Here is a 22146-nt window from a genome sequence, read left to right as displayed (position 1 = left end):
GACTTTGTATAACGCAAGTCACGTCATTTGACGGTCACGGTGTAACAAACCGCGGGTGCGAGACTGGGACGGTGAGCCATCCGCACGAGCAGGCCCCCGCCGCCGACGCCAGCGTCCGCACCGCGCGCCCCAACGACGCGCCCGCGGTGGGGCTCGTGCAGGCCTTCGTCTGGCACCAGGAGTATGCCGACGTGCTCGACCCCGAGGTCCTGGAGGCGCTGACCGGCCCACGGTTCGCCTCGGCATGGCGCCAGTCGCTGGAGCACCCGCCCTCCCCGCGGCACCGCCTGCTGGTCGCGTGCGCCGGACCGCAGGTCACCGGCTACGTCGCGGTCGGCCCGGCGGAGGAGGAGCCCGGTCTGCCCGAGGGCACCTCGGCGCTGCTCCTCGACGGTGGCGTCCACCCCGAGGCGCGCCGTGCCGGCCACGGCTCCCGCCTGCTCAACGCTGCGGTCGACACCCTGCGCGCCGCCCACGACGAGCTCGAGGCGGTGGCCACCTGGGTGCTGGCCGAGGCCGAGGTCACGCGGGGCTTCCTCCAGGCCGCCGGCTTCGAGCCGGACGGCGCGTGGCGTGACCGGGTGGTGGCCGACGACGGGCGGACCGTCCGCGAGGTCCGCCTGGTGGCCTGGCCGTGACGCCGCCCACGGGCACCTGAGGCGAGGGTCCTGACGTGGCCGGCCGGCTGGTGGGGGTGGATCTGGCGCGCACGCTCGCGCTGCTGGGGATGTTCGCCGCCCACCTGGTCGAGCAGGAGGGGCCTGGGCCCGGTGGGGTGAGCTGGGTGTTCCAGACGGTCGCGGGTCGCTCCTCCGCGCTCTTCGCCGTCCTGGCCGGGGTGAGCCTCGTCCTGGCCTCGCCCCGGACCGAGGTGCTGGCCGATCCGCGCCTCCACCGCCGCCGGGTCCTGGTCCGCGCCGCGCTGGTCGGCGGCCTGGGGCTGCTGCTGGGACTGCCCAGCTCCGGGATCGCGGTGATCCTCACCTACTACGGCCTGCTCTTCTGCTGCGCCCTGCCGGTGCTCTCCTGGCGGGCGGCACCGTTGGCCTGGCTGGCGCTCGCCTGGGGGCTCCTCAGCCCGGTGCTCAGCCTCATCCTGCGCCCGGCGCTGCCCGAGCCCACGCTGGCCGTGCCGTCCCTGGCCACGCTGCTCACGGGGCCGCTCCAGCTCCTCGGCGAGCTCCTCGTCACCGGCTACTACCCGGTGCTCACCTGGGCGACCTACCTCTTCGCCGGGATGGCGGTCGGGCGCGTCCTGCACGACCGCGGGCCCGTCCCCGGGGTCACCCGACCCCTCGTCCTCGCCGCCGGGGCGACCGCGGTGCTGGCCCTCGGCGTCTCGAGGCTGGTCACCCGCAGCGAGGAGGTCCGGACCTCGCTGCTGGCCACGGTCGGCCTCGGCCCAGGCGACTGGGCGGTGCTCGACCACGAGCGGCGCACCGGCTTCTACGGCACCCACCCCGAGGGCAGTCCCTGGTGGCTCGGCGTCTGGGCGCCGCACAGCGGCAGCGTCGTGGATCTCGTGCACACGACCGCAGCGGCGACTTTCGTGCTCGGGTGCTGCCTCATCCTGGTCCGCGTCCTCTCCGTCCTGCCCTGGGCCCTGCTCGCGGGAGCCGGTCGCGCCACCCTCAGCCTCTACTCGGCACACGTCGTGCTGCTGGCCACACCCCTGGGCGACGCCGGCCCCTGGGCGCCGGACACCTCGACCGGTCTGCTGGCGCACAGCCTCCTCGCGCTGGTGGTGGGCGCCATGCTGGTGGCCGTCGGTCGACGCGGCCCGTTGGACGCGGTCGTCAGCGCCGCCGTGCGCTCCGTGGGCACCACAGCCGCCACACCCGCCACATCCTGAACGCGACGACGACGCGCGTTCACCTTGTGTTCACTTTTCGGTGAACTCTGGGGTAGGCTAGGTGAACAGAAGATGAACGACTCGACCCGAGACTCATCTCTCGGAGGAGGTGGACCCCATGGCGACCGTTCGCTCCCTGCGGACCGACACCACGCGCGCGACCCGGGCCCTCACGTGGGTCCCGGTCACCGACACCACCGGCCGCACCCGGATGGAGATGCGCTGGCACGTCGACAGCCCCGCACCCAGGATCCGGCGCAAGGCGCTGGCCTGAGCAGCCGGACGACGACACACGCGCAGGAAGGGCGGGCCCGATCGGGCCCGCCCTTCCTCACGTCATGCCTGCGGCAGCGTCGTACCGCGCCTCAGGTCGATCAGACCCCGGAGCCGGAGCCGTCCGACTCGGCGGAGTCCGAGGCGGCGCCGGTGCCACCACCGTTGCCGCCACGACCACGGCCGCCCCGACGGCGGCGCTGACGACGCGGACGCTCGCCGCCCTCGCCCTCGGCGTCGCTCCCAGAGGCGTCGCCGCCGTCGGCGTCACCGCTCGTGGCCGGCTCGGTCACCTCGGGCGCCTCGGCGTCGTCCGCACGGCTGGGCTCCCCGGCGGGCTGCCCCTGCTCCGGGGCCGGGGTCTGGCCCTCGCCCGACGCGCCCTGCTCCTGCGCGACGACCGCCGCGAGCGAGAGCTTTCCGCGAGGGTCGATCTCCTTGAGCTCGACCTGGACCTTCTGGCCCACGCCCAGCACGTCCTCGACCGCGTCGATGCGCTTGCCACCGACGAGCTTGCGGATCTCGGAGATGTGCAGCAGCCCGTCCTTGCCCGGCAGCAGCGACACGAACGCCCCGAAGGTCGTGGTCTTGACCACGGTCCCAAGGAATCGCTCGCCGACCTCCGGCATCTGCGGGTTGGCGATCGCGTTGATCGCCGCCCGCGCGGCCTCGGCCGAGGGGCCGTCGGTCGCGCCGATGTAGACGGTGCCGTCGTCCTCGATCGAGATGTCGGCGCCGGTGTCCTCCTGGATCTGGTTGATCATCTTGCCCTTCGGGCCGATGACCTCGCCGATCTTGTCGGTGGGCACGCGCACCGAGATCACCCGCGGGGCGTAGGGGCTCATCTCGTCCGGGGCGACGATCGCCTCGTTCATGACGTCCAGGATGTGCAGACGCGCGTCGCGGGCCTGGGTCAGGGCGCCGGCGAGCACGTCGGCGGGGATGCCGTCGAGCTTGGTGTCCAGCTGGATCGCGGTGACGAACTCCTTGGTGCCGGCGACCTTGAAGTCCATGTCGCCGAAGGCGTCCTCGGCGCCGAGGATGTCGGTCAGCGCGGCATACTTCGTCTCGGACGTCCCGGCGTCGTTCTTCATCTCCGCCGAGACCAGTCCCATCGCGATGCCCGCCACCGGCGCGCGCAGCGGCACACCAGCGTTGAGCAGCGACATCGTGGACGCGCAGACCGAGCCCATCGAGGTCGAGCCGTTGGAGCCGAGCGCCTCGGACACCTGGCGGATCGCGTAGGGGAACTCCTCGCGGGTCGGCAGCACCGGCATGAGCGCCCGCTCGGCGAGCGCGCCGTGGCCGATCTCGCGCCGCTTGGGCGAGCCGACGCGACCGGTCTCACCGGTCGAGTAGGGCGGGAAGTTGTAGTTGTGCATGTAGCGCTTGCGCGACACCGGGGAGAGGGTGTCCAGCTGCTGCTCCATGCGCAGCATGTTGAGCGTGGTCACGCCCATGATCTGGGTCTCGCCGCGCTCGAAGATCGCCGAGCCGTGCGCCCGCGGGATGACCTCGACCTCGGCGGACAGGGCACGGATGTCCTTGAGCCCGCGACCGTCGATACGGACCTCGTCGCGCAGGATGCGCTCACGGATGAGCTTCTTCTGCACGGCGCGGTAGGCCGCGGACAGCTCCTTCTCGCGACCGGCGAAGGCGGCGTCCGACCCGTCGTCGTCGCCGGCCAGCCGGGTCATCATGGCGGCCTTGATCTCGTCGACGCGGTCCTCGCGCTCGGCCTTGCCGGCGATCTGGAGCGCCGCGGCGAGGTCGCCGGAGACGGCCTCCTCGACGGCGGCGTAGGCGTCGTCCTCGTAGTCGAGGAAGCGCGGGAACTCCTGGACCTCCTTGGCGGACTCCTGGGCGAGCTGGGCCTGAGCGTCGCAGAGGGCCTTGATGAACTTCTTGGACTCCTCGAGGCCTTGGGCCACGACCTCCTCGGTCGGGGCCTGCTTGCCCTCGGACTTCACCAGGTCCCAGGTCGCCTCGGTGGACTCGGCCTCGACCATCATGATGGCCACGTCGTCACCGTCGACGACCCGCCCGGCGACGACCATGTCGAAGGTCGAGCGCTCGGCGTCGGAGAAGTTCGGGAAGGCGACCCACTGGCCGTCGATGAGGGAGATGCGCACGCCACCGATGGGGCCGCTGAAGGGCAGGCCGGAGATCTGGGTGGAGGCGGACGCGGCGTTGATCGCGAGCACGTCGTACTGGTGCTCGGGGTCGAGCGACAGCACGGTGATGACGACCTGGACCTCGTTGCGCAGCCCCTTGGCGAAGGTCGGGCGCAGCGGGCGGTCGATCAGCCGGCAGGTGAGGATCGCGTCCGTGGACGGGCGACCCTCACGCCGGAAGAAGCTGCCGGGGATCTTGCCGAGGGCATACATCTTCTCCTCGACGTCCACCGTCAGCGGGAAGAAGTCGAAGTGGTCCTTGGGGTGCTTGCCGGCCGTGGTGGTCGACAGCAGCATGGTCTCGTCGTCGAGGTAGGCGGTGACGGAGCCGCCGGCCTGCCTGGCCAGGCGTCCGGTCTCGAACCGGACGGTGCGGGTGCCGAAGCTGCCGTTGTCGATCGTGGCTTCGGCGGCGGTGATCTCTGGACCCTCCATGGGCCCTCCTTTTCTGCTCAACTCTGCTCACGGCGCGGGGCATCATCGTTGTGCCCGGCCGGTCCTGCAGGCGAGGGGCGTGTGCCGGCCCCCCACCTCATACGCGAAGGAGCGGTCCCCGTGACGGGAACCGCTCCCAGGCGAAGTCTCAGCGACGCAGGCCGAGTCGCTTGATCAGCGACCGGTAGCGCTCGATGTCGATCTCCTCGAGGTAGCGCAGCAGCCGCTTGCGCTTGCCGACCAGCAGCAGCAGGCCGCGGCGGCTGTGGTGGTCGTGCTTGTGCTCGCGGGAGTGCTCGGTGAGCTCCTTGATGCGGGCGGTCAGCAGCGCGACCTGGACCTCAGGCGACCCGGTGTCGCCCTTGGTCGTGGCGTACTCCTTGATGATGTCCTGCTTGGCGGCAGTGTCGATCGCCATGGGCGACTCCTTCGTGTTGTTGCGCGGCGCCAACCCGGGCCTGTTCACCGGGGCACTCTCGAATCCGCGGCCGTCATGACGGCACCGTTCAGGTTATCAGTGGGGCGGGATCGGCCCTAATCTGCGCGTATGCCCCGGTTGCGCACCGTCTCCCCCAGCTCGCCCGGCTGGACCCGCCGACGTTCCGGCCGTGGGTTCACCTACCTGGACGCCAAGGGCGAGCGGCTGCCGGACGAGGAGGTCGAGCGGGTCAAGGCGCTGGCCATCCCGCCGGCCTGGCAGGACGTCTGGATCTGCCCGCACCCGCAGGGGCACCTCCAGGCGGTCGGCACCGACGACGCCGGACGGCGGCAGTACCTCTACCACCCGGCCTGGCGGGAGAAGCGGGACCGGATGAAGTTCGACCGCGTGCTCGCGGCGGCGGCCGAGCTGCCCGCGGCGCGACGTCGGGTGGCCCATGACCTGGCGCAGGAGGGTATGCCCGCCGAGCGCGCCGAGGCGGTCGCCGTGCGGCTGCTGGACCTGGGCTACTTCCGCATCGGCAGCGACGTCTACACCGACGCGCACGGCAGCTTCGGTCTCACCACGCTGGAGCGCCGGCACGTCCGCGCCCGGGGTGACGTGCTGGTCTTCCGCTTCGTGGGCAAGTCCGGCGTCGAGCACACGGTCGAGATCGACGATGCCGACGTCATCGCGGCGCTGGACCGGATGCGGCGGCGCCGGTCCGGGCAGCGGCTGCTGGCCTACCAGGACGGGCGCCGCTGGATCGACCTCGACGCCGCCGCGGTCAACCTCTACCTGGACGAGCTGCTCGGGGGCGAGCTGACCGCCAAGGACTTCCGGACCTGGCACGCGACGGTGCTGGCGGCGACCTCGCTGGCGCTGACCGAGGAGGCGGGCGACACCCAGGCCTCGCGTCGGCGGGCGGTGAAGGCCGCTGTGGACGAGGTGGCGGCATACCTCGGCAACACCCCGACCGTCGCGCGCGCATCGTACATCGACCCGCGCGTCATCGACCTCTACGAGAGCGGCACGACGATCGCCGAGGTGGCGCGGCGGCGGCACCGCTCACCGGCGGCCCGGACGCGTGACCTGGAGAAGGCCGTGCTAGAGATGCTGGCATGAGCCTGGAGACCTTCCCCACGGACTGGCGGCGGGCGCTGTGCATCGCCGCCCACCCCGACGACCTGGAGTACGGCACGGCCGCGGCGGTGGGCCGGTGGACCGCCGAGGGCAAGGAGGTCACCTACCTGCTCGTCACGCGCGGGGAGGCCGGCATCGCCACGATGCCGCCGGAGGAGGCCGGCCCGGTCCGCGAGCAGGAGGAGCGGGACGGCGCCCGCGAGGTGGGCGTCGAGGACGTGCGCTTCCTCGACGGCTTCTCCGACGGAGTGCTGGAGGCCGACCTGCGGCTGCGGCGCGAGCTCGCCCGGGTGATCCGCGAGGTGCGGCCCGAGGTGGTGACCACCATCACGCACGCCGAGACCTTCCCGGGCGGTGGGCTCAACCAGGCCGACCACCGCGTCGTCGGCCTGAGCGTCATCGACGCCGTGGCCGCGGCGGGCAACCGGTGGATCTTCCCCGACCTCCTCGACGCCGGCCACGAGCCGTGGGACGGGGTGCGCTGGATCGCGTCCTCGGCCGGGCATACCCCCACGCACGAGGTCGACGTCACCGACACCTTCGAGCGCGGCGTCGCCTCGCTGGAGGCGCACCGGCAGTACCTCGCCGCGCTGGACGACGACTACCCCTCCCCGCGCGAGCTGCTCGGCATGATCCTGGGCAGCACCGACGGCGCCGGCGACAGCGCCGGCCCCACCCGGTATGCCTGGCGCGCCCAGGTCTGGCAGCGCTGAGCCACCCCGCCAGGCGCCACCGTGCCCCCGCGCCGCCCACTCCGGCCCGCACCCGACCATCGCCGACCTGAGCAGAGAAACGTGCCCGACGCACAGGTTGCAACCCCCGCCTGGGCCAGCCTTCTCTGCTCAGCAGGGACACAGCCACCCCTACCCGACCTGAGCAGAGAAACGTGCCCCACACACGCGCTGCAACCCCCGCCTGGGCCAGCCTTCTCTGCTCAGGCGGGACCGGAAGCACCGGCGGCCCCGGAAGCACCGGCGGCACTGGAGGCCCTGGCGGCGCACCGGCGCTCAGGCCGGTCGGCGGAGGGACGCCCGCGCGAGGGCCTGCCGGATCTTGGCCCGCACGAGCCCCGGCGTGGCCAGGTCTGCCCAGGTGAGTCGCACGACCTCGTAGCCCAGCTCCCGCAGCCGGTCCTCGCGCACCTTCTCGGCCATGAGCACGTCCCGGTCGTCGTACTTCACCCGGCCGTCGAACTCCAGCAGGACGTTCGTGCCCTTGATCCGGAAGTCCGACCGCGCCACCAGCCAGCCGGCGGGGCCGTAGATCTCGACCTGGCACTCGACCTCGATGTCGAGCAGGTGCAGCAGCCAGGCCGTGCGTGACTCCCCGGCGCTCTCCCTGCTGCCGTCGGCCAGGTCGGCCACCAGGCGCGCTGCAGGCCGGTCACGCCGCAGGCACGACAGGTCGACCAGGGAGCGGAGCTCCTCCGGGGTCGCGGCGCCGACCCGCAGGGCCGAGTCGGCGGCGACCAGCCCGCACTCGGCGCCGTGCACGACGGCCTCCTGGAGACTGGCGAGCGCGGGCCGGACCACGGGTATACCGTCCTGGTCGGTGACCTGTCCCGGCGGCACCGGCGCATGCACCCACAGGCCTCCCGAGCGGTGGCCACGGCCGCAGCCCACGCGGCTCCCGTGGACCTCGTCGTCAGAACCGTGCACGTCCAGGTCCTGAACCACCAGCCCGCTGCGGTGGCTGAGTGCGACCTGGCCAGGTTCGGTGCCCAGCGACGTCAGCGAACCCGCGACCGCGAGCGCGCGCAGGCGATGACGCTCCCACGGGGGCGACGCCTCCCATACCCGCCGGTCGACGAGGACCTCCCGGCGCAGGCGGAGGAGCACCCCCGCGGCGACCTGACTCCGGATGACCGTGTCGGACACACCGGCACGGTGCAGGTGGGCCGTCGTGAGCCCGTGCGGGTGCACCTCCAGCAGCCGACCCACCCGCGGGTCCATCGCGTCGCCCCTCATGGGACCAGCCTGCCGCGCCGCGACGACTCAGCGCCGGACTTGTCCACAGGTGCCGGATCCGCAGGTGGACCTGAGCAGAGGACGGCACGCCGGCTGGAGTCTGAGCAGAGGAAGGCGTGCCACGCAGGGGTTGCAGCGCCTGCCTCGGGCACATCTCTCTGCTCAGGCGGGAGGGGACCTCAGGTGCGGCGCTGGCAGTTGCCGCACCAGAAGAGGTTGCGGCCGGCGACGACCTTGTGCCGGATGCTCGCGCCGCAGCGCAGGCACGGCTGACCGGTGCGCTTGTAGACGGCGAACTCGCGGGGCACGTCGGGCAGCTCGCCGCGCTCCAGGGCCGCCTCGGTGTCCGCGGCCACGTCGTCCAGGGTGATGATCGTGCCGGTCCGCACCCCCAGCGGCATGAGCCGCACGAGGTCCTCCCAGATGAGCTGCCAGGATGCCGGCTTGAGCGAGCGGCCGGGCTTGAGCGGGTGCAGCCGGTGCCGCCACAGCACCTCGCAGCGGTAGATGTTGCCCACCCCGGCGAGCACCGTCTGGTCCATGAGCAGCTCGGCGACGGTCTTGCCCGAGCGGCGGATCTTCCGGTATGCCTCGTCCGGGTCGTTCAGCCCGCCCACCGGCTGCAGCGGGTCCGGCCCCTGCCGGCGCACCAGCCGGTCCACCTCCGCCTCGTCCACGAGCTCGCAGGCCATCGGGCCGCGCAGGTCGGCGACCCGGGTGTCCGAGAGCAGCCGCAGCCGCACCTGCCCGGTCGCGGGCGGCTCGCTGCCTGGCGGCTCCACCGGCAGCACGAACCACTTGCCGATGAGCCCGAGGTGGACGTAGAGGGTGCGCCCCTGCGCGAAGTCGACGAAGAGCAGCTTGCCGTGGGCCCACGACCCGTCCACGACCTGCCCGTCCAGGACGGCGGCCTCCTGCGCGAAGCGGCCCTGCGGGCTGCTGACCTGCGGCGTCGTGCCGCCGTAGGCGGCGTCGAGGGCGCGGGCGAGCCGGTGCAGCGTGTGTCCCTCGGGCATGACCCGATGCTCTCACGCAGCGCCGGCACCGGCCCTCTCAGCCGGTGTTGCGCAGACCTGCCGCCACCCCGTTGACGGTCACGAGCAGCGCCCGCTGCAGCTCGTCGACCTCGTCGTCGCCGGGTCCGGCCGCCCCCTCGTCGGCCGCGGCCGTCTCGTCCGGCCGCTCGCGCAGCCGGCGCAGCAGCTCCACCTGCAGGTAGGAGATCGGGTCGAGGTAGTTGTCCCGGACGGCCAGCGTGCGCTTGAGCACCGGCTGGTCGTCGAGCAGGTCCTCCTCCCCCGTCAGCGCCTTGAGCTCGGTGACGGTGAGCTCGAACTCCTCGCGGATGGTCGCGAAGACGTGCCGCAGCTCCTCCGGCACGAGGGTGTCGACGTAGTGCGCCGCGATGCCGAGGTCGGTCTTGGCGACGGTCATCTCGACGTTGGAGATCACCGAGCGGAAGAAGTGCCAGTGCTCCAGCATCTCGTGCAGCGTCTCGCCGTGCCCGGCCTCGCGCGCCGCCCGCAGCCCGGAGCCGACACCGAACCACCCCGGGACGATCTGCCGGGTCTGGGTCCAGCCGAAGACCCACGGGATCGCCCGCAGCCCGTCCAGGCCCTTGCCGGTGTCCGGCCGCTTGCTCGGGCGGGAGCCGATGTTGAGCGCGCCCAGCTGGTCGACCGGCGTCGCCGCGACGAAGTAGGCCGGCAGGTCTTCGTCGTCGATGAGGCTGCGGTAGGCCGCGAAGGCGGCGTCGCTGGCCACGTCCATGACCGCGCCGTAGCGCTCCCGCTCCTCGGCGGTGGTCCGTGGGTCGCGGTGCAGCGCCGAGGCCCGCAGGACCGCGGCGAGGGACAGCTCCAGGTTCTCCTGCGCGAGGGCCGGCAGCGAGTACTTGTCGGAGATGACCTCACCCTGCTCGGTGAACTTGATGTCGCCCTCCAGCACCCCGTTGGGCTGGGCGAGGATGGCGTCGTAGGTCGGGCCGCCGCCGCGGCCGACCGAGCCGCCGCGACCGTGGAAGAGCCGCAGCCGCACGCCGTGCTTCGCCGCGACGTCGCGCAGGGCCCGCTGCGCTTGGTGGATGCCCCACTGGCTGGTGAGCACGCCGGCCTGCTTGTTGGAGTCGGAGTAGCCGAGCATGACCTCCTGGACGTCCCCGCGCAGCCGCACCAGCTCGCGGTATGCCGGGGTGGACAGCATCGAGTCGACCAGCGCCGCGGCACCGCGGAGCTCGTCGATCGTCTCCAGCAGCGGCGCGAAGCCGATGAGCGCGAAGGCGCCCTCGCCCCCGGCGTCGCCGTGCAGGTCGACGAGCCCGGCCTCCCGCGCGAGCACGGCCGCGGCCAGCACGTCGTCCGGTCCCTGCGTCATCGAGATGATGTAGGTCTCGACGACGTCCTCACCGTAGGTCGCGACCGCCTGCCGGATCTCGTCGAAGACGGCCAGCGTCTTCTCCCGGGGTGCCGCCCGGGTGAGCAGCGGGCGGCGCGAGCCGAGCTCGGCGCCGAGCAGCTCCAGCCGCGCCTCGCGGTCCAGCGCGTCGTAGCCCACCTCGGCCGCAGCCCCGGCGGCGTCCAGCATCGGCGCCAGCGTCTCGTGGTGCTTCTCGGAGTGCTCGCGCACGTCGAGCGTCGCCAGGTGCAGGCCGGTGGAGGCGATGGTCTGAGTCGCGTGGGCCAGCCGCCCGTCGGCGACCAGCTCCCCGCCGTGCCGGCGCAGCGAGTCGGCGACCACCTGCAGGTCGGCGACGACCTCGTCCACCGAGGCGTAGTCGCGTCCCTCCTCGTGCGGCGTGCCCGCGTCGAAGCGACGGCGCGTGTTGAGCAGCTTGGCCCGCACGCAGGTCAGCTTGAGCCGGTAGGGCTCCTGGGCGTTCAGCTCGAGCACCCGCTTGTCGAGGCCGGGCAGGTGCGCGAGGTCCTCGCGCACCGACGCCAGCAGCTCCTCCTCGACGTCGACGACCAGGGTGGAGGAGGAGACCTGCGAGATCAGCACATCGACCAGCGCGAGCGCGACCTTGATGGCATGCGTGCCCTGCAGGGTGAGCACCTCGCGGGTGACCGCCGGCGTGACGTAGGGGTTGCCGTCCCGGTCCCCGCCGATCCAGCTGCCGAAGCGCAGCGGCGAGCGGGAGGAATCCATGCGGACGCCCTGCTCGGCGAGCAGGTCGGACAGGTGCCCGAGCAGGTTCGGCATCGTCGTGGTGAGCACCTCGTCGAGGTAGTACATCGCGTTGCGCGCCTCGTCGAGCGGGGTCGGGCGGTTCTGCCGCAGCTCGTCGGTCTGCCAGATCAGGTCGACCAGCTCGCCCAGCTCGCGGTCCTGGCGCCGCCGCGCGAGGGTCTCCGGCTCGGTGGTCGTCGCGAGCAGGTCGGACAGGTGCCGGATCTTGGTCAGCACGCTGCGCCGCGACGCCTCGGTCGGGTGCGCGGTGAAGACCGGCCGCATGTCCAGCTCGGCGACGCTGCTGGCCAGCAGCTCGGGGCCGCCGTGCTCGACGACGTCCCTGACCGCGGAGGTCAACCAGCCCTCGTCCTCGCTCCGGGCCGCGTGGGTGCGCACCCGGTGCACCTGCTCGGCGGCGTTCGCGAGGTGGAAGTATGCCGAGAACGCCCGGACGAGGTCGGTCGCCTGGTCCAGCGGGAGGCCGGAGAGGACCCGGCGGACGTCGGCGGCGGCCTGCTCGTCCCCCTCCTTGCTGGCCTTGGCGGCGAGCCGCACCTCCTCCACGGCGTCCAGGAGCTCCTGTCCGTGGTGCCGCACGAGCGACTGCCCGAGCAGGGTGGAGACCCGTCGGACGTCGGCACGGAGCTCGGGGCTGATGGGGTCGGTGGACGTCGGCTCGCTCACGCGTCGACCCTACGGCAACCAGGGTCGGCCTCCGAACCCCTCAGGGCTCCGCGACGTCCTCGGCGAGCGGCAGCTCCCACCAGTCGCACCCATGCCACCTGCCGAACTTGCGCCCGACCCGGGTGAAGGCGCCCACCTGGGTGAAACCGAGCGACCGGTGCAGGGCGGCGCTGCCCGGGTTCGGCGGGGTCATGCCGGCGACGGCGGTGCCGTAGCCGAGCTCGCGCAGCCGGTCCAGCAGCGCGCGGTAGAGCGCGGCGCCGATCCCCTGCCCGGCCGCCTCGGGCGCCAGGTAGACGCTGGTCTCCGCGGTCCGGGCGTAGGCGCGCCGGGGCCGGTAGGTGCCGGCGTAGGCATACCCGAGGAGCTCACCGTCCCGCTCGGCGACCAGCCACGCGTGCCGCTCCTGCGCGGCAGCGATGCGTCCGGCGAGGGCGACGTCGTCCGGCGGGTCGGTCTCGAAGGTGACCGCGGTGTCCCGCACGTAGGGCGCGTAGATCGCCGCGCAGCCCGCCGCGTCGGCGCCGGTGGCGTCACGGATCGTGACGGGCTCCGGTGTCGTCGTCATCGTCCCTCCTGCTCGCGCAACGTCTCCCAGATGGCCCGCGCGGCCGGTGCCGCGACGTCGGACCCGATGCCGCCCTGCTCGACCATGACGAGCACGACGTACTCCGGGTCCTCGACCGGGCCGTAGGACGCGAACCACGAGGTCGCGTCCTGCCCGAAGGACTCGGCCGACCCGGTCTTGCCGGCCAGCGGGTATGCCTCCTGCGGCCAGCCGGCGAAGGCGGCGGCGCCGGTGCCGTCGGTGACGACCGCCTCGAGGCCCGAACGCAGGATCTGCCAGGTCTCGTCCTCCAGCGACACACTGCCCTGGTCGGGCCGCTCCAGCTCCTCGACCACGGTGCCGTCGACGTGCACCAGAGCATCGGCCAGCTGCGGGGTCACGAGCCGGCCGCCGTTGGCGACGGCGGCGTAGACGACGGCCATCTGCAGCGGGGTGGTCGCGACGTCGCCCTGCCCGATGGAGAAGTTGGCCGCGTCCCCCGGCCGCCACTGGCCCCCGTCGACGCAGTTCTCCTCCGCCAGCTGCTCGAGGAACTCCCGACGGTCCTCGTCCTCGACCTCCGGGTAGCCCTCCTCGGCACGCGCGCAGGCGTCCTCCCGGGTGGTCTCCCAGTAGTCCTGCTTCCACGCCCGCGACGGCAGCGTGCCCGCGACCTCGCCGGGCAGGTCGACCCCGGTGCGCTGCCCGAGCCCGAACCCACGGGCCACCGCGAGGAAGCGGTCCCGGGCGTCGGCCTCCGCGCCGCCGCCCAGGCCGCCGAGCTGGCGCCAGTGGTCGTAGGCCCACCGGTAGAACGTCGTGTCGCAGGAGACCTCGAGGATGCGCGGCAGGTCGATCTCGCCGTAGGCCTCCGACTCGTAGTTGGTGAACCGCTGTCCGGCGATGGTCACGGCGCCGGGGCAGGCATACTCCCCCTCGGGGTCGATGCCGGTCTGCAGCGCTGCGGGCAGCGTGACGACCTTGAAGGTGGACGCGGGCGGGAAGGTCTCCGCGACGAGCCGGTTGACCAGGGGCGCCCCCCGGTCGGGATCGAGAAGCCGGTCGTACTCCCGCGCGCTCACGCCGCGCGTCCACAGGCCGGGGTCGTAGGTGGGGAAGCTGGCCGCGGCCACCACGGCGCCGGTGTCCGGGCGGAGCACGACGGCGGCGCCGCTGGTCGCGGGCGCACCCGCCCGACGGGCGGCCCGGACCGCCTCGACCAGGGCGGTCTCGCTCGCCGCCTGGACCTCCACGTCGAGGTGGGTCCGCAGGTCCGCCCCCTGCACGGGGTCGGTCCGCTCGAGGGTGCCGGTGACCACGCCCCGCGGGTCGACGGTCACCGTGGTCCGGCCGGCCGTCCCCCGCACCCCCGCGTCGTAGACGCCTCGAGTCCGGCGCGCCCCACCCAGGCCTCGGGGTCGAGCGCCCCGTCCGCCGCCTCGACCTCGGCCGCGGTCACCCGACCGAGGTAGCCCGTCAGGTGCGCCGCGTTGATCCCCTCCGGTGCCGGGTAGTCCCGGACGGGGATGCTGTCGACCCTGACCCCGGGGTAGTCCTCGGGCCGCTCGAGCAGGGCGAGGGCGTCGACCGGGTCGACATCGTCGACGATCGGGACCGGCTGGTAGGGCGACCCGCTGAAGCACGCGGGCACGGGCGGCGCACCCTCGGTGCCGCACACCCGGGTGCGGCCCCACAGCTCCTCCTCCGGCAGCCGGAGGGCGGCGGCGACCGAGGCGATCATCGCCCGGCCCTCGTCCTCCGCCTCCAGCAGGACCTGCGGGTCGACGGTGACGACGGACGAGGCGGTGTTGGTCACGACGGGGGTGCCATCCGCCGCCAGCACGCGACCGCGCAGGGCGGGGGTGACCACCTCACGGGTGCTCACCTCCGCGGCCTGCGTCGCGAGCTGCTCGTGCCGGGTCAGCTGCACCTGGCCGAGGCGCCCGAGGAGAACCCCGCCGAGCAGGAGCACCACGGCGACGGCGGCCCACAGCGGGCGCGTCGAGCGACGGCGCCGGACGCGGGGCGGGGTCACCGTGGGCCGGGGCACCCGCACCGGGGCGGGTCGACCCCGTCGCGGAGGCGACGGGCTCATGCCCACCCCCGTGCCGTCATCCACCGCTCGAGCGACATGAGCACGGGCAGGGCGAGCACCGCGACGAGCATGGTGACCACCCACGACCAGACGAGCTCACCGGGCAGCGCCCTCCCGAGACCGGCAGCCGCGCCGACGCCGCGCACCCCGAGCACGAGGGCCGCGGCGAGCGCGGTGGCCGCCCACGGCAGGAGCGGGGAGATCACGAGCGACCGCCGGACCGATCCCAGGCCGAGACCCACGGCGGCATAGCCGAGCGCGCTCGCCCCCAGCGGCTCGCCGCCCGGAGGGACGAGGTCGACGAGCCAGCCCCCCACCAGCCCGACGAGCAGACCCACCTGCGGGCGGTGCAGCAGTGCGGCAGCGGCCACGACGAGCAGGACGAGGTCGGGCCGCGCCAGTCCGGCGGGCCACGCGCTCGGCAGCAGCACCGCGAGCACCAGCAGCAGGGCGCGCACCGTCGGTCCGAGGACGCGGATCATCCGTCCGCCACCGTCACGACGGCGACGAGGTCCAGGGTGTCGGTGTCCACGTGCGGCCGGACCACGGCGGTCCGGCCGAGCTGTCCCCGGTCGGGGTCGACGTCGGTCACCGTGCCGAGCGGTATGCCTGCGACGTAGGGGACGTCGTCCGGACTCCCGAGGGTGGTCACCTCGTCCCCGACGGCGATCTCGCTGTCCCCGAGCGCGGTGAGCGTCAGCTCGCCGTGGCCCCGCGGGGGCAGCTCGGGCGGGGTGCCCGCCTGGACGTCGCCCAGCGCGCCCTCGTCGCCGAAGCGCACCCCGACGACGACCTGCGCGTCGCCGAGCAGCAGCACGTCAGCGCTGCGGGGGCCACCCGCAGGACCCGACCCACGAGCCCGTCGACGCTCACGACGGTCTGGTCCGGCGCGACGCCGTTCTCGCGGCCGACGTCGACGGTGACGGTCCGTGACCCGACCGGGGAGCTGCCGGAGGCGAAGGCGACCACCCGCGCGGGCAGCAGCCGGCGGTCCACCGCGGCCACCGTGCTCGAGCGCGCCAGCGCGTCCAGCTCGACGACGTCGCGCTCCCGTGCCTCCAGCCGGTCCACCTGCGCCGCCAGCTCGTTGCGCTCCTCGCTCAGCCGGGCCAGCTCCCCGTCGTCCCACCCGGCGAGCACCCGTTGCGCGGGGGCCGCCGCGACGGCCACCGCCTCGCGGACGGGGTCGGCGAGTCCCGGGCGGGCGAGGTCGACCACGATCGCCGCGGCGGTCGCCCCCGCCAGCAGCACCGAGACCAGGGTGAGCCGACGCATCAGGCCGGCGTCGCGGCCCGACGCGTCAGGACCTGTCGGAGCGCGCCCATGTCGTCGACGCAGGCCCCGGCCCCGCGGATGACCGCGCGCTGCGGGTCCTCGGCCAGCCGCACCGGCACCCCGAGCTCGTGCCGCAGCCGCTCGGCCCAGCCCCGGAGCAGCGCCCCACCCCCGGTGAGCGTGACCCCCGTGTCCAGAAGATCCCCGGACAGCTCGGGCGGGCACACGTCGAGCACCGAGCGCACCACCTCGACGACCTGAGCGGTGACCGGCTCGATCATCCGCCGCACCTCCTCGCTCCCGAGCTCGATCGTCCGCGGCAGCCCGGTGCCGAGGTCCCGTCCCCGCACCCGGGTCGTCAGCCTCTCGGCGACCGGCCAGACCGATCCCACCGCGTGCGTGATGTGCTGCGCCGACCGCTCCCCGAGGAGCAGGTCGTGCTCGCGGCGGACGCCCTCGGCCACGGCCTCGTCCACCTCGTCGCCGCCGACCCGGAGGCTGCGCGCGTTCACCACCCCACCGAGGCTGATGACGGCCGCGTCGGTCGTCCCACCGCCGAGGTCGACGACCATGGTGGCCGCAGCGCCCTCGATCGGGAGCCCGGCACCGACGGCCGCGGCCATGGCCTCCTCCAGGGCGTAGACGCGGCGCGCCCCGCACCGCATCGCGGCGTCCTCGAGGGCGCGGCGCTCGACGGCGGTGATCCCGCCGGGCAGGCACACGACGGTCCGTGGCCGCACCAGCCGGGTGGGACGCACCCGCTCCAGGAAGTGCCGCAGCAGCTGCTCGGCGAGGTCGCCGTCGCTGATGACGCCGTCGGCGAGCGGTCGCAGCGTGAGCACGTGCTGCGGCGTGCGCCCGAGCATCTCGTGGGCACTGCTGCCGGCGGCGACGAGCCGACCGGTGCCGGTGTCCACGGCGACCAGGGTCGGCTCGTCGAGGACGACGCCCCGACCCTGCACGTGCACCTGCGTCGTGGCGGTCCCGAGGTCGACGGCGAGGTCCCGCCCGAGCAGCGAGGACCCTCGCGCCCGCCGTCCTACCTCGATGCTCACCCCGGCATCGTACGCAGCGTCACCCGGGCGTCGGCCCGGCGCTCCAGGGCGCGCCCCAGGCCACGAAGGCACCCGCGAGCGGGTGGGCCCGCTGCGCCGAGCGGCTCAGCGCCTCGTCCGCCGGTAGGCCCGCCACGAGCAGCCGGTGGTAGTCCGGAAGGTGCTCGGCGGCGACCTGGTCGGGAACCCTGCAGGGTGCGGCGACGACGCTGGTGACGCCCAGCCACAGCAAGCCGGCCGCCAGTCCCAGGGCTGCCGACCCGCCGCGGTGGCGGGACCGGCCCGAGTCGCAGGCCGAGAGCACCACGTGGCTGGCCCGGCGGTCCTCGCGCTCCAGGTCGGCGAGGAAGTAGGGCCCGTCGGCGAGCCACAGCGAGGAGAAGAGCGGGCTGTCGTCGCGGTGCCGCCCGTGGGCGGCGACGTGGACGAGGTCGGCCCCGGCCAGCGCGGCAGCGAGGTCCGGCGCGGCGGCGTCGCCCACCGGGGTGGCCCGGGTCGGTCCCCACGCCTCCGACACCAGCGCGACCTCGTCTCGGGCCCCAGCCAGCTCCGGCCCGGAGAGGGCCACCACGGTGGGGGCCGGGACGGCGAGCTCCTGTCGGGCCCAGGCGGTGAGGCTCGGCGCCACCGGGGTGGGTTGGCCGGACCGGCTCGGGAGCATGCCCCAGGGCACCGCGGCCAGGCTCGGTGTGGGCACCACGAGGACGCGTCCGTCCAGCAGCAACGGCGCGAGCGTGGCGTCGTCGAGGATCCGCGCGGAGCGGCGCAGCGACCGGTGGAGCAGCTCCTCCATCGGCCCCCCGTGGGACCGTGCGCCGGTCTCCAGGTCCGCCGCCAGTCGTTGCGCCAGCTCGCGCACCGGAGCGACCGGCCCCAGCTCGACCGTGCGCATCCTGCCCTGTGCCAGGACCTCGGCCACCAGGGTGCCGGACGCCTCCACGAGGTAGACGAGCGAGGTGTCCCGCTCCCGCAGCCGGCCCAGCGCCCGGCCCAGCTGCTGGCGCGTGACGACCTCACGCCCGGCCGTGCCACCGGGTGCCGACCACGACAGGGCGGCCACCGAGCGCTCCAGCTCCCGCAACCGGGGTCGGAGCCGGTGGGCCCGGTCGAGGTCGTCCCGGACCTGCTGGCGCAGGTGGCGCAGCACCGTCGTGCGCCTGGCCAGCTCCGGGTCGGCAGGAGGCCGGACGGCGGGCGACCGGCTGGCCGCCTCGCGCCAGCGCTCGACGGCCAGCAGCCGGTCCCGGGAGCTGTCGGGGGCCACCGACAGATCCAGCGCCGCGAGCCCCTGGGCGTAGTGATGGGTCGCCGCGCGCAGCTCCAGGCTGGAGCTGCCGGCCACGGTCCGCGTCAGGTCGGTCAGCGCCGCCCGCAGGTGGCGACGGGCGGTGACGGCGTCGTCAACCGCCCGCGCGGCAGCGGCGAGCACCCCTCGGGCCCGCAGCCGCATGCTGAGCGACCCGGCGTGGGTGAGGTCTGCGGTGGCCCGCAGCAGCTGCACGGCCTCGGCGGACCGGTCCCGGTCCACCTCGGTCTCGGCGACGACCAGGCGGGCGAGGTCGGCCGCGACGTGGTCACCGTCGCGGTCGAAGGCCTCGACGAGGGCCAGACCGCGGCGCGCCACCTCCGGGAGCCGTCGTCCACGCCGACGACGGGCGTCCAGGAGCACCAGCTCGGCCCGCCGACGCACCCCTGGGGCGCGGCCCTGCAGGGAGCGGCGTGCCCCGGCCGCGGTGCGGGCCGCTGCCGCCTGGTCGCCGTCGATCAGCTCGGCGAGGGCCAGGTCGACCTGCACCTCGCCGACGACGAGGCGTTGTCCGGTCCGCCCGGCCTCCGCGACCGCGCGCTGCAGCAGCTCCCGGGCCTCGGTGACGAGCCCGGCGTCCAGGAGCGTGCGCGCCCGCCCGTGCAGGGCCACCGCGAGCGAGGCCTCGCCGCCCAGTCGCTCGATGTCGCGGAAGAGCCGGAGCGCCCGTGGCAGGTCGCCCTGCAGCGAGACGGCCTGCGCGAGGTTGTGCCGGGCCATGAACTCCTCGATCGCGAACCCGTGGTCGTGAGCGATCTGGGCCGCGGCCACGAAGTCGGCCTCGGCGTCCCCGGGGTCGTGGCCGTCGGTGCGGGCTGCCCCGCGGGAGAGCAGCAGGTCGAAGCGGTCCCTGGGTCCGAGCCGGTCGACGAAGAACAGGGCACGGTCGAGCTGGTTCAACGCGGCGTCGGCGTGGCCGGTGCGGCCGTGGATCATCGCGAGCTGCAGCCGGCACTTGGTCATGAGGAGCATCTGCTCCTCCTCGCCGAGCAGCGGTCCCTGGGCCAGGTGGAGGGCGCTGGTCGCGAGCTCGAGCGCAGGGCTCGCCCCGTGCCGTTGCACGAGCGAGGTGCTCAACGACAGCAGCACCCGGACGCGCGCCTCCACCACTCCTGCGTCGCCACCCCGCACCGAGCCGATGCCGGGCACCGTGTCGTCGGCGTGCCGGTCCAACGAGCGCAAGGCCCGTCGGAGCAGCCGCTCGCCCTCGGCCGGCCGCCCCGCGAGGTTGGCCTGCCGACCGGCGTCGAAGAGCGAGGCCGCCGTGGGCGACGCCCGTGCCGGAGCCCGACGGCCCACGTCAGATGGTGAAGGTGGGGGTCAGGACGGTGCGGTCACCGAGGGGGTGGACCACGAGGTAGGCGGGGCCGGTGCTCACTGCGGCGAAGGCGAACCGTCCGTCCTGGACCTCGACGCGGTCGCGACGTCCGTCCGGTCGGGCCAGCTCCACCTCGGACACCTCGCAGGTGAGCCAGCCGTCCACGCGCGCCGTGCCGTCGCCCAGCGGGCTGACCGTGATCATGATGCTCACGGAGTCGGTGCTGAAGGTCACCGTCATCGCCTGGTCCGGCTCGTCCTGGGCGTCGTCACCCCGGGTGAGTGCCGTCGGTGCCCGCGTGAGCTCGGCCACCTCGGCCTGGAGCGCCCGCACGGTCAGGGCGAACTTGATCCGGTCGGTGAGACCGGCCGGGGAGGGGTCGAGCCGGTCCACGGTCTCGCGCAGGTCGTGCAGCACGGCGACGTCGGAGTCGTCGAGCGGCGCCGACGAGAGGTCGTCGTAGGTCATCGGTCCTCCCACCTGTCGTCGGCCGCCAGCGACCGTCGCAGCTTGTCCAGGCACCGACCACGGGTGGGTCCGATGCTTCCTCTCGGCATGCCCAGCGCAGCCGAGATCTCGTCGTAGTCCGGCCGGTCGCAGAAGGCCACGATGCGCAGCAGCTGCCGGCACCGTTCGGAGAGCTCCTGGACCGCGGCCCAGAGCACCTGCTGGCGCTCGGTGAGGATGGCGGCTGCCTCGGGACCGGGCTCGGTCTCGCCGGGGTCGACGGTCCCCGTCGGGTCGTAGGAGGTGCGCCGTGCCATCTTGGCGGTGCGCCAGCTCTCCCGCTTGACCGCGATGACGAGCCACCCCAGCACCGCACCGCTCTCCCGGATGTCGGCCGCCCGGTCCACCAGCCTGATCCACACGTCCTGGACCACGTCCTCGGCGGCCTCCCGGTCGCACCCGTGGGCCCGCGCGACGTTCCACAGCAGCGGGCTCGCCAGGTCGACGAGCTCACCCAGCGCCTGGTCCTGACCCTCGCGGTACCGGTGGAAGCAGGCCCCGGCCTGGTCCCCGAGCGAGGGGGGATCCTCCTGGACGCCCACCTCCGGCTCGTCGTCGGTCAGCATCGTCCCTCCTCCACCAGCAGGGTGTGCAGGGCCGCCCCTGCCCGGCCGCGCAGTGCTGCCGCCGCGTCCCCGTCGTCGTCCGCCGCCAGCCGCGCCGCGAGGTGGTCTGCCAGCTGCCCGGCCAACCAGGGTGCGGCGAAGCTGGTCCCGCTCCAGACGCCGAACCCGCCCCGGAAGTCGTCCGGGTCCGGGGTGGCCCGGGTGCCCGGGTCGGTGCCGACCCGGCGGGCGGGCTGGGCCGAGGCGTCGAAGGTGACCGGGAGGGTGCTGACGATGTTGACGCCCGGGCGGTGGGTCGTGACCCACGGCCCGGCGTTGCTGAAGAGCGCCACCGAGCACCGGTCCGGGTTGAGCGCGCCGACGCAGACGAGCGGCACCGCCTTCCGGGTGTCCGGGGTCGTCCCGTCGGGCAGCGCCCACCCGGCGGGATACATCGGGGTCCTCGTCGCCTGGTTGCCCGCTGCGGCCACGACGCCCACCCCGGACCTGCCGAAGATCTCGAGCAGGGACCGCACCGGGTGCTCCTTCACCTTGCCGTCCTGGTGGTAGAAGCCGAGCGAGAGGTTGAGGACGTCCACGACGCCCCCGGCGTCGCCGAAGTCGTCACGTCCCTGCTCCTGCCGGATGAGGTGCAGGACGAGCAGGACGACGAGCGTGCGCACCACGTCCTGCTCGGCCGCCAGCCCTGCGGAGTCCAGCACCGGGAGCGCGACGATCCGCGCGCCCGGGGCGGCCTGCCGGACGACGCCGGCGATGAAGGTGCCGTGCCCGGACAGCGGGTCGAGCGCACCGGTCAGCTCGTCGACCACACCCGTACCCTCCGGCCACGGATCGGGCCGGCCGTCCGGCAGGACGGGCCAACCGAGCAGCGAGCGCCGCTCTGAGGCGAGGTCGCCACCCGCGAACCACGGGTGCTCCCCGAGCCCGGTGTCCGGGATGACGACGACCGGGGCTCGCCGACCGCGCGGCTTCCTCGTGGGGTCGGAGAGCGCCAGCTGCACCGGCGTCCGGTCGGGGGCCACGCCCGGCACCCCGCCCTGTCCGCCCCAGTAGAGCCCTCCGGTCTGCCCACCCCAGTAGAGCCCGCCCGTCTGGCCGCTCTTGAGGTGGCCACCGGTGCGGTGACCGACCAGTGCTACGACCGGCACGGCAAGGCCGAGTTCCTCGACTTCCTCAAGAAGGTCGCCAGGGCCTACCCGCGCCGGGAGCTGCACGTGGTCCTGGACAATTACCACACGCACAAGCACGAGGACATCAAGCAGTGGCTGGCCAAGCACCCGCGGATCACGTTGCACTTCACCCCGACCAGCGGGTCCTGGCTCAACCTCGTCGAGGTCTTCTTCGGGATCATCAGCCGACAGGC

Annotated in this window: 21 protein-coding genes and 1 pseudogene; 6 read left to right on the top strand and 16 right to left on the bottom strand. The window is 73.9% G+C overall.

Going from position 1 to position 22146, the window contains the following annotated elements; all coding sequences use genetic code 11:
- The first annotated feature begins 71 nt into the window (after positions 1-71).
- The 3 genes from BJF86_RS15510 to BJF86_RS18040 all read left to right on the top strand — a co-directional run bounded on the left by BJF86_RS15510 (position 72) and on the right by BJF86_RS18040 (position 2126).
- Entirely contained in the window at positions 72-638 is a 567-nt protein-coding gene (locus tag BJF86_RS15510) for a GNAT family N-acetyltransferase (protein ID WP_075814884.1), read from the top strand.
- Between the two features lie 35 nt (positions 639-673).
- Positions 674-1852, top strand: a complete 1179-nt coding sequence (locus BJF86_RS15505) for a heparan-alpha-glucosaminide N-acetyltransferase domain-containing protein (protein ID WP_075814886.1) — start codon at positions 674-676, stop codon at positions 1850-1852.
- Positions 1853-1970: 118 nt separating this feature from the next.
- Positions 1971-2126, top strand: coding sequence for a hypothetical protein (locus tag BJF86_RS18040; protein WP_158068440.1), 156 nt, complete (start codon positions 1971-1973; stop codon positions 2124-2126).
- 100 nt (positions 2127-2226) lie between these two features.
- Here BJF86_RS18040 and BJF86_RS15500 read toward each other — a convergent pair whose 3' ends face one another.
- Together BJF86_RS15500 and rpsO are read right to left on the bottom strand one after the other, a co-directional pair.
- Positions 2227-4734, bottom strand: a complete 2508-nt coding sequence (locus BJF86_RS15500) for a polyribonucleotide nucleotidyltransferase (protein ID WP_075820278.1) — start codon at positions 4732-4734, stop codon at positions 2227-2229.
- Between the two features lie 148 nt (positions 4735-4882).
- Positions 4883-5152, bottom strand: a complete 270-nt coding sequence (gene rpsO, locus BJF86_RS15495) for a 30S ribosomal protein S15 (RefSeq protein ID WP_075820276.1) — start codon at positions 5150-5152, stop codon at positions 4883-4885.
- A 129-nt stretch (positions 5153-5281) separates the two neighbouring features.
- Here rpsO and BJF86_RS15490 point away from each other — a divergent pair, with 129 nt between their 5' ends.
- Both BJF86_RS15490 and BJF86_RS15485 read left to right on the top strand, forming a co-directional pair.
- Entirely contained in the window at positions 5282-6277 is a 996-nt protein-coding gene (locus tag BJF86_RS15490; protein ID WP_075820274.1) for a DNA topoisomerase IB, read from the top strand.
- A complete protein-coding gene (locus tag BJF86_RS15485; RefSeq protein ID WP_075820272.1) occupies positions 6274-7008 on the top strand; it encodes a PIG-L deacetylase family protein in 735 nt (244 codons plus the stop codon). The genes BJF86_RS15490 and BJF86_RS15485 overlap by 4 nt, the downstream gene beginning before the upstream one ends.
- A 294-nt stretch (positions 7009-7302) precedes the next feature.
- On the opposite strand, the gene BJF86_RS15480 is transcribed toward BJF86_RS15485, so the two are convergent.
- The 14 genes from BJF86_RS15480 to BJF86_RS15425 form a co-directional block, all read right to left on the bottom strand.
- Positions 7303-8262, bottom strand: a complete 960-nt coding sequence (locus BJF86_RS15480) for a hypothetical protein (RefSeq protein WP_143553887.1) — start codon at positions 8260-8262, stop codon at positions 7303-7305.
- A gap of 179 nt (positions 8263-8441) precedes the next feature.
- The gene (locus tag BJF86_RS15475) at positions 8442-9278 is read right to left on the bottom strand and encodes an Fpg/Nei family DNA glycosylase (RefSeq protein ID WP_075814894.1); all 837 of its coding nucleotides are present in this window, start codon (positions 9276-9278) and stop codon (positions 8442-8444) included.
- A gap of 37 nt (positions 9279-9315) precedes the next feature.
- Entirely contained in the window at positions 9316-12114 is a 2799-nt protein-coding gene (ppc, locus tag BJF86_RS15470; RefSeq protein WP_075820268.1) for a phosphoenolpyruvate carboxylase, read from the bottom strand.
- A 40-nt stretch (positions 12115-12154) separates the two neighbouring features.
- A complete protein-coding gene (locus BJF86_RS15465) occupies positions 12155-12682 on the bottom strand; it encodes a GNAT family N-acetyltransferase (RefSeq protein ID WP_075820266.1) in 528 nt (175 codons plus the stop codon).
- Positions 12679-14028, bottom strand: a complete 1350-nt coding sequence (locus tag BJF86_RS19170; RefSeq protein ID WP_237768261.1) for a penicillin-binding transpeptidase domain-containing protein — start codon at positions 14026-14028, stop codon at positions 12679-12681. The genes BJF86_RS15465 and BJF86_RS19170 overlap by 4 nt, the downstream gene beginning before the upstream one ends.
- Positions 13998-14756, bottom strand: coding sequence for a hypothetical protein (locus BJF86_RS19165; RefSeq protein ID WP_237768260.1), 759 nt, complete (start codon positions 14754-14756; stop codon positions 13998-14000). Before BJF86_RS19165 ends, BJF86_RS19170 begins: the two co-directional genes overlap by 31 nt.
- Positions 14753-15238: a rod shape-determining protein MreD gene (gene mreD, locus BJF86_RS17695; protein ID WP_143553886.1), complete on the bottom strand. Its 486-nt coding sequence runs from the start codon at positions 15236-15238 to the stop codon at positions 14753-14755. The genes BJF86_RS19165 and mreD overlap by 4 nt, the downstream gene beginning before the upstream one ends.
- Complete coding sequence (locus BJF86_RS17690; RefSeq protein WP_237768259.1) at positions 15235-15537, bottom strand: rod shape-determining protein MreC; 303 nt, start codon at positions 15535-15537, stop codon at positions 15235-15237. Before BJF86_RS17690 ends, mreD begins: the two co-directional genes overlap by 4 nt.
- On the bottom strand, positions 15453-16031 hold the full coding sequence (locus BJF86_RS19160; protein ID WP_237768258.1) for a rod shape-determining protein MreC: 579 nt from the start codon (positions 16029-16031) through the stop codon (positions 15453-15455). The genes BJF86_RS17690 and BJF86_RS19160 overlap by 85 nt, the downstream gene beginning before the upstream one ends.
- Positions 16031-17086, bottom strand: coding sequence for a rod shape-determining protein (locus tag BJF86_RS15445; RefSeq protein ID WP_269087288.1), 1056 nt, complete (start codon positions 17084-17086; stop codon positions 16031-16033). Before BJF86_RS15445 ends, BJF86_RS19160 begins: the two co-directional genes overlap by 1 nt.
- A gap of 19 nt (positions 17087-17105) precedes the next feature.
- Positions 17106-19691, bottom strand: coding sequence for a CHAT domain-containing protein (locus BJF86_RS15440; protein ID WP_075820262.1), 2586 nt, complete (start codon positions 19689-19691; stop codon positions 17106-17108).
- A 1-nt stretch (position 19692) separates the two neighbouring features.
- Positions 19693-20178: a hypothetical protein gene (locus BJF86_RS15435; RefSeq protein ID WP_075820260.1), complete on the bottom strand. Its 486-nt coding sequence runs from the start codon at positions 20176-20178 to the stop codon at positions 19693-19695.
- On the bottom strand, positions 20175-20783 hold the full coding sequence (locus tag BJF86_RS15430; RefSeq protein ID WP_075820258.1) for an RNA polymerase sigma factor: 609 nt from the start codon (positions 20781-20783) through the stop codon (positions 20175-20177). The genes BJF86_RS15435 and BJF86_RS15430 overlap by 4 nt, the downstream gene beginning before the upstream one ends.
- Entirely contained in the window at positions 20777-21784 is a 1008-nt protein-coding gene (locus BJF86_RS15425) for a S8 family serine peptidase (RefSeq protein WP_414819950.1), read from the bottom strand. Before BJF86_RS15425 ends, BJF86_RS15430 begins: the two co-directional genes overlap by 7 nt.
- Before the next feature lie 93 nt (positions 21785-21877).
- Here BJF86_RS15425 and BJF86_RS15420 point away from each other — a divergent pair.
- A pseudogene (locus tag BJF86_RS15420) lies at positions 21878-22146 on the top strand (transposase); the annotation flags it as partial.

The sequence above is a fragment of the Serinicoccus sp. CNJ-927 genome (assembly GCF_001942435.1).
GTDB lineage: Bacteria > Actinomycetota > Actinomycetes > Actinomycetales > Dermatophilaceae > Ornithinicoccus > Ornithinicoccus marinus.
Note: the sequence above shows the minus strand (reverse complement) of the source record. Positions and strands in the feature narration are given on the sequence as shown.

Coding starts and splice junctions, on each gene's coding strand:
- BJF86_RS18040 (WP_158068440.1), top strand. CDS start 1,971: ATGGCGACCGTTCGCTCCCTGCGGACCGACACCACGCGCGCGACCCGG.
- BJF86_RS15500 (WP_075820278.1), bottom strand. CDS start 4,734: ATGGAGGGTCCAGAGATCACCGCCGCCGAAGCCACGATCGACAACGGC.
- rpsO (WP_075820276.1), bottom strand. CDS start 5,152: ATGGCGATCGACACTGCCGCCAAGCAGGACATCATCAAGGAGTACGCC.
- BJF86_RS15490 (WP_075820274.1), top strand. CDS start 5,282: ATGCCCCGGTTGCGCACCGTCTCCCCCAGCTCGCCCGGCTGGACCCGC.
- BJF86_RS15485 (WP_075820272.1), top strand. CDS start 6,274: ATGAGCCTGGAGACCTTCCCCACGGACTGGCGGCGGGCGCTGTGCATC.
- BJF86_RS15480 (WP_143553887.1), bottom strand. CDS start 8,262: ATGAGGGGCGACGCGATGGACCCGCGGGTGGGTCGGCTGCTGGAGGTG.
- BJF86_RS15475 (WP_075814894.1), bottom strand. CDS start 9,278: ATGCCCGAGGGACACACGCTGCACCGGCTCGCCCGCGCCCTCGACGCC.
- BJF86_RS15465 (WP_075820266.1), bottom strand. CDS start 12,682: ATGACGACGACACCGGAGCCCGTCACGATCCGTGACGCCACCGGCGCC.
- BJF86_RS19165 (WP_237768260.1), bottom strand. CDS start 14,756: ATGAGCCCGTCGCCTCCGCGACGGGGTCGACCCGCCCCGGTGCGGGTG.
- mreD (WP_143553886.1), bottom strand. CDS start 15,238: ATGATCCGCGTCCTCGGACCGACGGTGCGCGCCCTGCTGCTGGTGCTC.
- BJF86_RS19160 (WP_237768258.1), bottom strand. CDS start 16,031: ATGCGTCGGCTCACCCTGGTCTCGGTGCTGCTGGCGGGGGCGACCGCC.
- BJF86_RS15435 (WP_075820260.1), bottom strand. CDS start 20,178: ATGACCTACGACGACCTCTCGTCGGCGCCGCTCGACGACTCCGACGTC.
- BJF86_RS15430 (WP_075820258.1), bottom strand. CDS start 20,783: ATGCTGACCGACGACGAGCCGGAGGTGGGCGTCCAGGAGGATCCCCCC.